This window comes from Haloplanus salinarum (assembly GCF_024498175.1).
GTDB lineage: Archaea > Halobacteriota > Halobacteria > Halobacteriales > Haloferacaceae > Haloplanus > Haloplanus salinarum.
The window spans coordinates 2580006-2592372 of sequence record NZ_CP101823.1 but is presented as its reverse complement, the minus strand read 5'-3'; the positions used below and the strand labels follow the sequence as shown (position 1 = coordinate 2592372).

The 12367-nt window shown below is 70.2% G+C and carries 13 protein-coding genes; 8 read left to right on the top strand and 5 right to left on the bottom strand.

The window, feature by feature from the left end; translation table 11 throughout:
* Positions 1 to 35 precede the first annotated feature (35 nt).
* Both NO364_RS13560 and NO364_RS13555 read left to right on the top strand, forming a co-directional pair.
* The gene (locus NO364_RS13560; RefSeq protein ID WP_157690336.1) at positions 36 to 1880 is read left to right on the top strand and encodes a UvrD-helicase domain-containing protein; all 1845 of its coding nucleotides are present in this window, start codon (positions 36 to 38) and stop codon (positions 1878 to 1880) included.
* Between the two features lie 4 nt (positions 1881 to 1884).
* Positions 1885 to 2553, top strand: a complete 669-nt coding sequence (locus tag NO364_RS13555; protein WP_257627790.1) for a M24 family metallopeptidase — start codon at positions 1885 to 1887, stop codon at positions 2551 to 2553.
* On the opposite strand, the gene NO364_RS13550 is transcribed toward NO364_RS13555, so the two are convergent.
* Positions 2554 to 2799 carry a DUF7533 family protein gene (locus NO364_RS13550; RefSeq protein ID WP_157690338.1) on the bottom strand — a complete coding sequence of 82 codons (246 nt, stop codon included), beginning with the start codon at positions 2797 to 2799 and terminating at the stop codon, positions 2554 to 2556.
* Positions 2800 to 2882: 83 nt separating this feature from the next.
* Between NO364_RS13550 and NO364_RS13545 the strand changes: the two genes are divergently transcribed.
* Complete coding sequence (locus tag NO364_RS13545; RefSeq protein ID WP_157690339.1) at positions 2883 to 3461, top strand: riboflavin synthase; 579 nt, start codon at positions 2883 to 2885, stop codon at positions 3459 to 3461.
* Here NO364_RS13545 and NO364_RS13540 read toward each other — a convergent pair.
* Positions 3458 to 4468 (bottom strand): PrsW family intramembrane metalloprotease, encoded by a 1011-nt coding sequence (locus NO364_RS13540; protein WP_157690340.1) that lies wholly within the window; start codon positions 4466 to 4468, stop codon positions 3458 to 3460. The genes NO364_RS13545 and NO364_RS13540 overlap by 4 nt on opposite strands.
* A gap of 112 nt (positions 4469 to 4580) precedes the next feature.
* Here NO364_RS13540 and NO364_RS13535 point away from each other — a divergent pair, with 112 nt between their 5' ends.
* The 3 genes from NO364_RS13535 to NO364_RS13525 all read left to right on the top strand — a co-directional run bounded on the left by NO364_RS13535 (position 4581) and on the right by NO364_RS13525 (position 8618).
* Complete coding sequence (locus tag NO364_RS13535) at positions 4581 to 5816, top strand: MFS transporter (RefSeq protein WP_157691240.1); 1236 nt, start codon at positions 4581 to 4583, stop codon at positions 5814 to 5816.
* A gap of 114 nt (positions 5817 to 5930) precedes the next feature.
* Positions 5931 to 7325 carry an FAD-dependent oxidoreductase gene (locus NO364_RS13530; protein ID WP_157690341.1) on the top strand — a complete coding sequence of 465 codons (1395 nt, stop codon included), beginning with the start codon at positions 5931 to 5933 and terminating at the stop codon, positions 7323 to 7325.
* A gap of 153 nt (positions 7326 to 7478) precedes the next feature.
* Positions 7479 to 8618 (top strand): geranylgeranyl reductase family protein, encoded by a 1140-nt coding sequence (locus NO364_RS13525; RefSeq protein WP_257627789.1) that lies wholly within the window; start codon positions 7479 to 7481, stop codon positions 8616 to 8618.
* Here NO364_RS13525 and ygfZ read toward each other — a convergent pair.
* Positions 8606 to 9697: a CAF17-like 4Fe-4S cluster assembly/insertion protein YgfZ gene (ygfZ, locus tag NO364_RS13520; RefSeq protein WP_257627788.1), complete on the bottom strand. Its 1092-nt coding sequence runs from the start codon at positions 9695 to 9697 to the stop codon at positions 8606 to 8608. The two genes, NO364_RS13525 and ygfZ, sit on opposite strands and share 13 nt — an antisense overlap.
* A gap of 99 nt (positions 9698 to 9796) precedes the next feature.
* Positions 9797 to 10096 (bottom strand): DUF6432 family protein, encoded by a 300-nt coding sequence (locus NO364_RS13515; RefSeq protein ID WP_157690344.1) that lies wholly within the window; start codon positions 10094 to 10096, stop codon positions 9797 to 9799.
* 108 nt (positions 10097 to 10204) lie between these two features.
* Here NO364_RS13515 and NO364_RS13510 point away from each other — a divergent pair, with 108 nt between their 5' ends.
* Both NO364_RS13510 and NO364_RS13505 read left to right on the top strand, forming a co-directional pair.
* On the top strand, positions 10205 to 11161 hold the full coding sequence (locus tag NO364_RS13510) for a DUF7093 family protein (RefSeq protein ID WP_157690345.1): 957 nt from the start codon (positions 10205 to 10207) through the stop codon (positions 11159 to 11161).
* A gap of 52 nt (positions 11162 to 11213) precedes the next feature.
* The gene (locus NO364_RS13505; protein WP_157690346.1) at positions 11214 to 11606 is read left to right on the top strand and encodes a DUF5611 family protein; all 393 of its coding nucleotides are present in this window, start codon (positions 11214 to 11216) and stop codon (positions 11604 to 11606) included.
* On the opposite strand, the gene NO364_RS13500 is transcribed toward NO364_RS13505, so the two are convergent.
* The gene (locus NO364_RS13500; RefSeq protein ID WP_157690347.1) at positions 11603 to 12340 is read right to left on the bottom strand and encodes an SDR family NAD(P)-dependent oxidoreductase; all 738 of its coding nucleotides are present in this window, start codon (positions 12338 to 12340) and stop codon (positions 11603 to 11605) included. The genes NO364_RS13505 and NO364_RS13500 overlap by 4 nt on opposite strands.
* Positions 12341 to 12367: the final 27 nt, after the last annotated feature.

The window sequence follows — 12367 nt, the reverse complement described above, 5'->3', positions numbered from 1 at the left end:
GTCGTTTATCACGACTGGGGGCGTGTGAACGGATTATGAGCGACGACGCCACGGTCACCCGCCTCTTCGGGGGCCCCGGTAGCGGGAAGACGACCGCCCTCCTCGACCGCGTCGACGACCTGTTGGAGGACGACGACGTCGACGTTCGCGACGTGCTCGTGGTCTCCTACACCCGTGCCGCCGCCGCGGAGGTCCGCGAGCGACTCGCCGAACGCCTCGATACGTCGCCCCGGGCGCTCCAGGGCAACGTCTGTACGATGCACGCGAAGGCGTACGAACTGCTCGACCTCTCGCGGGGCGACGTGGTCGGCGAGAGCGACAAACAGGAGTTCTGCGAGGAGTACGGCGTCGAGTACGAGGACGAGTACGGCGGCGCCGGCCGCCGAACCGCCCGGTCGACGACGCTCGGCAACAAGATCATCGCGACGAGCCAGTGGCTCCAGCGCACCCGGCGCGACGTCGCCGACTGGTACGACGTGCCCTTCCAGTGGGACGTCGAGACGGTCCGTCTCCCCCCCGACGTCGACCCCAACGCCCAGGAGGGGAACAAGTACACGCCGACCTGGCCCGCCGACGACGAGCGCATCGACGTGCCGAAGGTGATCCGGGCGTGGCGCTCGTACAAGGGTGAACACGGGCTGGTCGGCTTCGCCGACATGCTGGAACGCGTCGCCGAACGCTCCCTGGTCCCGCACGTCGACTACCTCGTCATCGACGAGTTCCAGGACATCACCACGCTCCAGTACGAGGTGTACGAGGAGTGGAAACCGCACATGGAGGGGGTGTTGATCGCGGGCGACGACGACCAGGTCGTCTACGCGTGGCAGGGCGCCGACCCGAGCATCCTGCTCGACGCCGAGGTCGACGAGGACGTCGTCCTCCCCAACTCCTATCGGCTCCCCTCGCGCATCCTCAACGTCGTCAACCGCGAGATCCGTCACATCACGAAACGCCAGGAGAAGGACCTCAACCCCCGCAAGGAGGGCGGCGTCGTCGAGGGTATCGAGAGCCCCTCGATGTTCGAGGTGGTGCGGAACGTCCAGCACACCGTCGACACCACCGACGAGACGATCATGGTCCTGTTCCGGGCACGCTACCAGATGTTCCAGTTCATCGACGACTTCCTCCCCAAGGGCATCCCCTTCTCGGTCATGACCGACCAGCGGATGTGGACCGACCGCCTCACCCAGTACGTCCGCGCGGTCGAGAAGATCGACGCCGACGAGCCGATCACGGGACTGGAGGCGCGTCGCCTCGCCGACATGCTCCAGGACTCGGCGTTCGGCACCAACGACCGCGACGACTTCTACGACCACCTCGACGACCGGGAGGAGGCCGCCGACACCGACGACATCGCCGAGATCAGTATCGACCCCGACGTCGTGAGCGATCACGCGCCGTTCATGCCCGAACCCGCCGCCGCCGGCGACATGCTCCGCAAGGTGACGAGCTTCCAGCGGAAGGCCGTCGACGCCTACTTCGGCGGCGACTACGCGGGCATGGATCCGAGCCGCGTCCGCGTCGGCACCATCCACTCCGCGAAGGGTCGCGAGGCCGACCACGTGTTCGTCTGTACCGACCTCACGGAGAAGGTGGTCGAGCAGATGGCCGCGAGCGTCGACGATCCGACCGACGTCCCCGGCGTCGAGGAGTTCACCGCCCACACCAGCCCCGTGCCCCTCCTCACCGACAACGAGCGCCGCGTGTTCTACGTCGGGATGAGCCGTGCCCGCGAACGGCTCGTGTTGCTGGAGAACCTGATCGGCGGCGCCCCCACGCTCCCCATCAGCGTCCTCCTGCACGACGAACTCCGCGAGACGGACGCCGAGGAGATGCTGGACGAGGCCCAGGCGACGCCGGTGCCCGAACCGGAGCCCTGAGGCCGTGGTCGACGCCACCGAGACGGAGCGTGCCCTCTCGACGGTCGCCGCCGGCCACCGCGCCGTGGCGACCCGCCTCGACGGAGCCACGGTAGTCGACGGTCGCCTCCGTGCCGACGGCGACCCCCTCACGGCCGAACGGCTGGCGACCGCCGCCGAGGCCGCCGTCGCCGAGGCGGGCGGCGACGCCGACACACGGGTCCGTCCGAGCGGCGACCGGATCCAGCCGGGCGAACCGGTCGTCGTGGCGGTCCGTCCGGCGGTCCTCGGTGCCCCCCTCGCCCGCACCTTCGTCGTCGACGGCGGCGGCGGGTGGGACCGCCGTGCGGCCGTGGCCGTCGAGATGGCCCACGACGCCGTCTCCCGCGTCGCCGAACCCGGCCGCCCCGCCGGACGACTCGTCGACGAGGCGGTCGCGGAACTGGGGGCCTACGGGCTGACCCCGACGGAGGACCCCGTGGCCCGCACGGCCGCGGGCGACCCGATCGACCGCTCGGACGAGACGCCGCTCGCCGCGGGGCAGGTGTTCGTCCTCGATCCGACGGCGGTCGACCCCGACCCCGCGGCCGACCGCGGCCGGATCCGGATCGGGGCGTTCTACGTCGTCACCGAGTCGGGCTGTCGGGTCCTCGGTGACCTCCCCACGTCGCTGTCGCCGGACGCGTACCGGTAGTCACTCCTCGTCGTCGTCCGGCTCCGTCACCGCGCCCCCGACCACGCGTTCGACGACTGCCGCCGGCAGGTCGGTTGGGGTGGTGAGCCGCTGGGGCAGGAGCACCATCAGCGCCGCGACGACGATCAGTCCGACGCCGAGCATCGGCCGCCCGGCGAGGGCCGTCTCGACCCCGAACACCCCCACCGGGACGGCGAAGATCACGGTCGCCACCAGCCCGAGCGTGTCGAGGATCCCGAGTCGCATCGCCGACGCTACGTGGTGGGGGATGAAAAAACGGCCGCGACGGATGTCGTAACCACTTACCCCCGCGGCGGCCAAGGGGGAGTATGTTCACCGGTATCGTCGAGGGGACGGGCGACGTGATCGGCGTCGACGACGCCGACGGGGGCCGTCGCCTCCGGATCGGTCACGACTTCGACGGGCTCGCGGCGGGACAGTCGATCAGCGTCTCCGGCGTCTGTCTCACCGTCGAGGGCTACGGCGACGACTGGTTCGAAGTGTTCCTGGCGGCCGAGACGGTCGCGAAGACGTACCTCGGGGCGGTCGAGGTCGGCGACGCCGTCAACCTGGAGCGGGCGATGCCCGCCGACGGGCGCTTCGACGGCCACATCGTGCAGGGACACGTCGACGGCGTGGCGACGGTCGCGGCGGTCGAACGCGTCGGCGACGACTGGCGGTTCGAGTTCGACCTGCCCGCCGATTTGGGGCGGTACGTCGTCGACAAGGGCTCGATCGCGCTCGACGGGATCAGCCTCACCGTCGCCGACCGGGACGGCGACCGGATCGGCGTCGCGGTGATCCCCACGACCTACGATCTGACGACGCTCTCGTCGAAGGCGCCGGGCGATCCGGTCCACGTCGAGGTGGACGTGGTGGCGAAATACGTCGAGCGGCTGGTCGATTAGGGGTCGAACTCCGTCGGCTCGGACGCGAAGGCCGACTCCTCGGCCCGCTCGTCGTCGTGTACCGTGCGGTAGGTGCGGTTGTACCGTCGGATCTTCCGGAAGAGCACGAACCCGAAGACCCCGTCGTAGAGCAGGACGTAGAGCAGGAACGAGGGGAGTTGACCGAGACCGGTCGCGAAGCCGATCAGCCCCGTCCCGATGCCGACGGTGGTGTTGTAGGTGGCGTGGATGAGGGCGGCGACGATGAGGCCCTTGACGATGATCGGGCCGCGGTGTTCGCGGTTGAACTTCGCGAGGCCGAGGTAGTAGCCGGCGAAGGCGGAGTAGATGACGTGGCCGGGGCCGGCGAGCGCGCGGACGGCGGTGATGCCGCCGCCGACGCCGATGAGGCCGAGGCCGGCGGTGGCCGTCGGCGCGTCGAGACTCTGGGTGATGTAGAGGGCGTTCTCGATGGTGGCGAATCCGAGGCCGGCGACGGCCCCGTACACCGTGCCGTCGAGGACGGCCTCGAACCGGTCGTGGCCGTAGGCGTAGAGCCGGACCGCGAGGAGTTTCACCGTCTCCTCGACGGGCCCGACGACGAGATAGAAGAACAGCGCGGTGCCGAGGAAGCCGAACCCGGCGAACAGCCCCTGCGAGTAGGAGTTGAGCACGGCCGCGAAGTTCGCGGTCAACACGCCGAGCAGGAAGGTTGCGACGAGTACGGAGAGCGGTTCGCCGCTGGTCACGTCGGAGCGGCGGACGTAGAGCGCGAGCGCGAGCGCCGGGAGCGCCGAGAGGAGCGTCAGCGCACCGATCTGTGGATCGGTCAGCGCGCTCAGCCCCCCGATCCCGATCAGGATGAGGAGGGCGACGCCGACGACGAACAGCCGAGTCGACGCCACGAAGACGCGATAGATGCCCGACGCCACCCCGTCGAGCACCCCGCGCGGTTCCCACGTGGCGATGTCGTACAGGTCGACGTCGGCGCCGGCGCGCTCCTCGACCGGGTCCCGTCTACGCGACATACCTCCGACTCGGCGTCCAGCGTTTAATTTCTTGGCCCGGACCGCCGTCGGCACGTCGCGCGCGTTCCGAACCGGTTTTGTGTGCTCACCGTGAGGCGGCGTCCGGATGGACATCGCTCGCGACGACCTGCAGTTCTCCTCGCTCTACGTCACCCGGTTCGCCGCCAGTTTCGGCTACATGACGGTCTTGACGCTCCTCCCGGACTACATCGACGCGCTCGGGGCGACGGGGGTGACGGTCGGGCTGTTCATCACGGCCCTCGAACTCGCCCGGACGGCCGGCATCGTCCCGCTGGGGTGGGCGGGGGACCGGTACAGCAAGCGGGCCCTCCTCGTCGGGGCCCTCCTCGTGAGCGTCGTCGCGTACGTCCTGTTCGCCGGCGTGACGACGGTTCAGGGGTTCCTGATCGCGCGGGTGCTCCAGGGGTTCGGCCTCGCCGGCGCCGGGCTGTTGAGCCTCGCGCTCGTGGGCGAACTCGCCCCCGACGACGGCCGAGCCAACCGCATCGGCAGGTACAACGCCTTCCGGATGGCCGCCGGCATCGTGGGCACCCTCGGGGCCGGCGTGCTGTATACGCTCACGGGCTTTCGCGTCGTGTTCGGACTCCTGGCGACGCTCCTGTTCGTCGCCGCGGTGGCCGTTCGTCTGTTCGTCGAGGGCGACCGGACGCGAATCGGCGGGTTCGCGTTCACCGACTTCGCCCTGAACCGCCGCATCCTGACGCTCACGAGTTTCCGCGCCCAGTACGCCGTCGCCGTCTCGCTCGTCCGCCAGTGGGTGCCCATCTTCGTCGGCGTCTCCGCCGCCCAGGGCGGCCTCGCGTACGGGACGGTCGTGGTCGGGGCGGTCCTCGCCGTCGAGAAGTTCACGAACATGCTCTGTCAGCCGGTCGTCGGCCAGCTCTCGGACCGACGGGGGCGGGCCCTCTTCGTTTTCCTCGGCGGCGGCGCCTACGGACTGGTCGCGCTCGCCTTTCCCTTCGCCCCCGCCGTCGCCGGCCTCGTCGACCTCTCCGTCCCGACCGCGGGCCGGGTGACCGGCGCCGTGGTCGCCGCGCTGGTCCTGAACGGGCTGCTCGGGATCGCCGACGCCGTCCGGGAGCCGGCCAGCATGGCTCTCTTCGCCGACGAGGGGAAAGGCGAGGGCATCGCCAGCAGTTTCGGCGTCCGCTCGCTCGTCTGGAAGCCGGGGAGCGTCCTCGCGCCGCTCGCCGGGGGCTGGGTGATGGGCCGGTTCGGGATCGAGTGGGTCTTTTTCCTCGGCGGGTTCGCCGCCCTCGCCGGCGCCGCGACGTTTCTCGGCGTCCTCTCGCGGACCCACGGCTCGCGGGCCCTCCAGCAGTGGTGAGCCGCCGCCGTCTCCCGTCGAGAAGCTGCTTCGTTAATTGTCGATAACGAGACGGAGAAAAAATGAGTTATGAGGCTGGAGCGCAGTCGTGGACGTAGCTACCACGGGGCAACTATGTCTGGTACGTACGATCTGGTCATCGTCGGCGGCGGTATCAGCGGCGCATCGCTCCTCTACACCACCGCGAAGTTCACCGACATCGACTCGATCGCGTTGATCGAGAAGGAGTCGGAGATCGCGGCCATCAACTCACATCACACGAACAACTCCCAGACCCTCCACTTCGGCGACATCGAGACGAACTACACCTTAGAGAAGGCGGAGGAGGTAAAGGAGGGGGCGGAACTCCTCGCTGGCTACCTGGAGCACCACGACGCGGACCGCGAGATGCACGCAAAGCGGAGCAAGATGGTGCTCGCGGTCGGCGACGAGGAGGTGTCAAAGCTCGAACGCCGCTACGACGAGGAGGGGTTCGGCGACCTCTTCCCCAAACTGCGGCCGATCGAGCGCGAGGAGATCGCGGAGATCGAACCCGCTGTCGTCGAGGGGCGGGATCCCGAGACCGAACTCCTGGCGCTCCAGACCCCCGACGGCTACGTCGTCGACTACGGCGAGACGGCGAAGTCCTTCGTCGACCGCGCGGACGACGAGCCACACGTCGACGTCTACACGGGGACCGCGGTCACGGACGTCACGCCGACGCTCGACGGCTACACGATCGAGACCGAGGACGGCCGCTTCGACTGTTCGGCGGCCGTCGTCGCCGCCGGCTGTCACAGCCTCCAGATCGCGAAGGAACTCGGCTACGGCCAGGACAAGGTGTTGCTCCCCGTCGCCGGGAGCTTCTTCCTCGCGGACGACCTCCTGAACGGGAAGGTATACACCCTGCAGATGAAGAAACTCCCCTTCGCGGCCGTCCACGGCGACGCCGACGTCCACGATTCGAGCATCACGCGCTTCGGGCCGACCGCGAAGCTCGTGCCCGCGCTCGAACGCGGCCGCCTCTCGACGGTGACCGACTTCCTCGACGTGTTCGGGCTGAACGCCGCCGCGGCGCTCAGCTACGCCAACATCCTCTCCGATCGGGTCCTCCTCCCCTACGTCCTGCGGAACCTCGTGTACGACCTCCCCGAGGTGGGGCGCCGGCAGTTCCTCCCGCACGTCCGGAAGGTCGTCCCGGACGTCGACCTCGACGACATCGAGCGCGCGAAGGGGTACGGGGGTGTCCGTCCACAGATCGTCGATACCTCGGCGAAGTCCCTCGACATGGGCGAGGCGAAGATCGTCGGCGACGACATCGTCTTCAACATCACGCCCTCGCCGGGCGCCTCGACGTGTCTGAAAAACGCCATGCGTGACACGCGGACGGTGCTCGACTTCCTCGACGCGGACTACGAGTTCGACGAGGCGGCGTTCCGCGCGGACACCATCGACAACTTCCCCCGCGGGACCGAGGGCGACGAGTCGACCGGCACCGACCCCGCCGGCGTCCCCGCCGCCGACGACTGATAGTGATTATCGTAAGTCATTGCCGGTGGTTCGCCGACCCGTCCCGGCGAACCACCGGTAAACAGTTACAATAAACACTATGACGACGCCCGGGCGCTCGCCGCGACGACCCGGACCGCCGAGTATTTGTCCCGCCGAGCGGCTAGTACGGCTATGTACGATCTCGTCGTGGTCGGCGTCGGGCCGGCGGGGGCACGCCTCGCCCGCCGGACCGCCGAGGCCGGGTACGACGTCCTCGCCCTCGAGAAGGGGACGGTAGGAACGCCGCTCGCCTGCTCCGGCCACGTCAGCACCGACATCTGGGACTACGTGCCCGAGGGGAGCGCGGCCGACCTCCGACAGAACCGCGTCTACGGCGCGAACTTCCACCTCGGCGGCCCCGGGTCCCGCGCCTACCCCTTCTACAAGACCGACGAGGTGTCGAACGTCATCGACCGCGTGGCGCTTGATCGCACCCTCGCCGACGCCGCGCGGGCCGCCGGCGCCGACGTGCGCGAGGGCCACACCGTCACCGGCGTGACCGTCGCGGACGACCGCGCGACGGTGACCGCCCGGGCCGACGGGGGGACTGTCACGTTCGAGACGCGACTGGTCGCCGGCTGTGACGGTCCCGCCTCGCGGGTGCGCCGCGAGGCCGGCCTCCCGGAGCCGTCCGAGACGCTCCACGGCGTCCTCGCGTTCGACGAGACGCCGGACCACGGCGACTTCGTCGACGTCCACCTGACGGTGCCGCGCTTCTTCGCGTGGCGTATCCCTCGCGGCGACGCGGGCGTCGAGTACGGCCTCGCGGCGCCGCCCGGCGCCGACGTGACCGAGCGCTTCGAGCGCCTGACCGACGCCTACGGCGTCGAGACGGATCGCCGCTGCTCGGGGGGGATCCCCATCGGTCCGCCCGACACCGTCACGGGCGACCGGGTCTTCCTCGTCGGCGACGCCGCCGCCCAGACCAAACCCTTCACCGGCGGCGGCATCCTCTACGGCATGACGGCGGCGGACCGTGCCGCCGAGACGATCGATCCCGACGACCCCACGACGCTCGCGGCCTACGAGCGAGCGTGGCGGGCCGAACTCGGCCGCGAGATCCGACTCGGGGGGCTGATCCGCCGGGCGTACTCCCTGCCCGATCCGGTCCAGCGGCTCGGACTCGGGGCGCTCGACGGCGAAATCGGGGTCCACATGGATCGGCCGACCTCCTTCTTCTCGGCGGCACACCTCCGCGCGCTCGCGGGTGGCCTCCTCCCCTGGCGGGGGGACGACGATCCGACGCGGACGGACGCGGGTCAGTCGGAGTAACGGGGCAGGCGGGCCGAGCGACCGCTCCCCTCGACGAAGGGGAGGGCCGTCACCGTCACGTCGACGGTCTCGCCGTCGACGGATACTGCGAGGTCGGGGCCGTCCTCGAGGGTTCCGCTGTCGACGTACGCGAGCGCGACCGGGCGATCGAGCGACGGACTCGTGGCGCCGCGGGTCACCGCGCCGACGTCGGCGCCGTCGGCGTCGACGACCGTCGCGCCCGCGTCGGGGACGGTATCGAGGGTGAGGCCGACCAGTCGCTCGCTGGGCCGCCCCTGGTTCTCGACGCGGGAGACGACCTCCTGGCCGACGTAACATCCCTTGTCGAAGTCGAGCGCGTTGCGCACGCCGGCGACGTTCGGCACGCGGCCGACGAGTTCGGTGTCGAAACGCGGCGTCCCCGCCTCGAGGGTCAACGTGTTCCAGGTCCGGTGGCCGACCGGCGTCGTCGGCGTGCCGCGGGTGAGGAGGGCGTCGAGGACGTCCTCGGCGTCGTCAGCGGCACAGACGACCTCGTAGCCCGTCTCGCCGGTCTGCTCGTCCGTCGCGACGACGGTCACGCCGGTGCCGGCGAGGGAGCCGCGGACGAACGTCAGGGGCGTCTCGGGGACGCTCGCCCCCGCCAGAAGGGTGGCGACCGTCTCGGTCGCCGACGGGCCGTGGACGCCGAAGACGGCGAACTCGTCGGTGGCGTCGCGGACCGAGACGTCCTGGATGAACACCTTGTCGCTCCAGTCCTCGGCGAGGGGCGTCGCACGCTCCGCCGGGGTGAAACAGAGCAGGCGCTCGTCGGCGCTGTAGACGTAACAGTCGGTCTCGATGCCGCCCTGGGGGTCGAGCAGGAGCGCGTAACAGCCCTCGCCGTCGGCCGCGGGGACGCGGTTCGAGACGGTGTTGTCGACGAAGTCGACGGCGTCGGCTCCCTCGACGACGACGACGCCGTAGTCCATCTCGATGACGCCGACGCCGTTGCGGACCGCGAGGTGGGTGCGCTCGGGACGGCCGTAGTGGGCGACGACGGTTCGCCCGTCGCGCGTCTCGAACTCGGCGCCGTAGTCGGCGTGGAGACCCCGTGTCATCGACGACCCGTAGGCGGGCAGGGGGAAAAAGCGCCGCGGTCGGGGGTGCGTCGGGACTGGCCGGTGGCGACGGCGAGGGTGTGGACGGCGGCCGGGGGTTCAGAGTCCCAGCCGGTCGCGGACGGCGTCGAGCAGGCTTTCGTCCTCCGCGGGCGCCTCCCTCGGGTCGGGGACGACGCGGTCGTCCGGGAGCACGACCGTCCGGCCGTCGTTCGATTCGACGACGATGAGCGAGTCCGACTTCAGCTCCGCGAGGGCGTCTTCGAGCGTGTCGATGTCGACTTCGACGGCCGCACGGAGTTCGAAGACGGTCATGCCGTCCTCGCCGCGGTCGACCAGCGCGTCGAGGACCGCCACCTCGACGTCCGCGCGGTCCCGGAACTCCCGTTTGGCCTTCATGAGCGGTGGTAACGGCCGCGGTCGGTTTACCAGTACCGACCGCCGGGCTCACCCGTCGGACGGGCGTCTGACGGAGGCTTTTGGTGGTGCCCCCGCTATCCGTGCCCAATGGGACTCAGGTGCCTACTGGGACACGAATACGCGAACCGCGAGGTGGAGCGTGAGCGGGAGGAGCGCGGCGACGAGGTGGTCGTGACGTACCGGACCGTCGAGACCTGTGAGCGGTGTGGGGAACGCCGGATCGTCAGCGAGAACAAGGAGGTCCGCCCCGTGCGGGACCCGACCGAGGAGGGCGTGACGACGGGACTCGGCGGCGGCGTGACGCCCGATCTGGACGCCGACGACGCCGAGGCGGAGGCGACGACGGACGCGGAGACGCCGGCCACCGGGGGGAAGCCGGCGGACGACGGCGCCGAGGTGGATCCGGACTCGGGGTCGGAGCCGGCCGTCGAGGCCGACGTCGATCCGGTGTCCGCCCACGAGTCGGAGACCGCCGAGGCCGACCCGTCGCCCGCCCACGACCCGGCGACCGCCGAGGCCGATACCGATCCGTCGCCCAGCGCGGAGGAGGACGACGCGGTTATCCTCGACGACGACGGACCGAGTGTCGACCGGGAGCCCGGGGAGTGGCCCGGTGCCGACGACACCACCGCCGACACCGCCGACGACGCGGAGGAGACGGCGGCCGTCCCGGAGGCCGACGACGGCACGACCGTGGTCGAAGGCGAGGGGTGGCCCGACCCCGAGGGCGAGGACGAGGGATTCGACGCGGCGCCCGGCGACGCGGCGCCGGACGACGTCGCTCTCGACGAGGAGGTGGGGCCCGCCGTCGGGGACGGCACCGCCGCGAACGGGACGACCGAGGCGGCCGGCGGCGCCGCGGGCAAGCAGTTCGTCGCCGCCCAGGAGGTCGAACCCGTCGGCGACGACCGAACGACGGCGGCGGAGACGGAGTTCTTCTGTCCCAACTGTGGTCACGCCCGGGGTGCGGGCGGGTCGTCGATGCGCGCCGGCGACATCTGTCCCGAGTGTCACCAGGGCTACATCGCCGAGCGCGAGCGGTGACGGTCGTCGGGAGGACGAAACTGGTAAACCGTCGCCTTCCGAATCGGACGGCATGAAGGAGTACAAGATGCGTCGCGGGGAAACTCTGGACGAGAACGCGCCGGATCTGAAAGGGACGGTCGAGGAGTACTTCGGCTCGGTCACGGGAACCGAGGAGTACGAAGGGAACGACCTCTTCGTGGTCGGCGAGCCCGACAACCCCGTGTTCGAGCGCATCGTCGCCGGTGCGGCGGAGTACAGCGGCAAGAAGGACAAGCTCGCGGTGCACTTCGAGGAGAAGCCGGCCGCACAGGTCATCGAGGAGGGTCACGCCGACGCCGCCGAGGACGCGGTGAACGCGAAAAACGACTTCCTGCTCGAGGTGACGGGTCGGGACGCCAAATCCCGCCGCGACTCGATGAAACGCTCCGTCGAGGACGACCCCGACGACGTCCCGAACGCCTAGAGCGCCTCCGGAATCCAGCCGCCGTCCACCTCCACGTTCTCGCCGCTCACGTAGTCGCTGTCGGCATCGAGGAAGAAAAAGAGCACCTGCCGCAGGTCGGCGAAGGAGGCCCACCGGCCGCGCGGCGCCTCGTCGGGGAACTCGTCGGAGTTCTCGACGACGTACGGCGAGATGCAGTTGACGGTGATGCCGTCCTCGGTGGTGTCGTTGGCGAGCATCCGCGTGAACATGATGACGCCCGTTTTCGCGACGAGGTAGGGGAAGTTCTTCGGGTAGACCAGCGCCCGCTCGGTGCCCGCGTAGCCGACGTTGACGATGCGGCCGAACTCGGCCTCGCGCATCGCCGGGAGCGCCCGTTTCGAACAGAGGTAGGTGCCGTTGAGGTTCGTCTCCAGCACCCGGTTCCACGTCTCGAAGTCGATGTCCTCCCAGTGGCGGGGCGCGAAGTCGCCGACGTTGTTGACGAGGACGTCGACGGTGCCGAGGTCCGTCTCGACGGCGTCGAACATCGCGTCGACGTCGTCGGGGTCGGTCACGTCGCCCTGTACCGTCGTCGCGCGACCGCTCTCCTCCCTGGCCACCGCGGCCGTCGCCCGCGCCGCCTCGGCGCTCGTGTGGTAGTGGACCGCCACCGCCGCCCCCGCCTCGGCCATCGAGAGGGCCAGTTCGCGGCCGACGCCCTTCGCGCTACCCGTCACCAGTGCGACCCGGTCGGAGAGGTCGGTCGTGAGCATACCCGTGGATGGACGGGGACGCGCAAA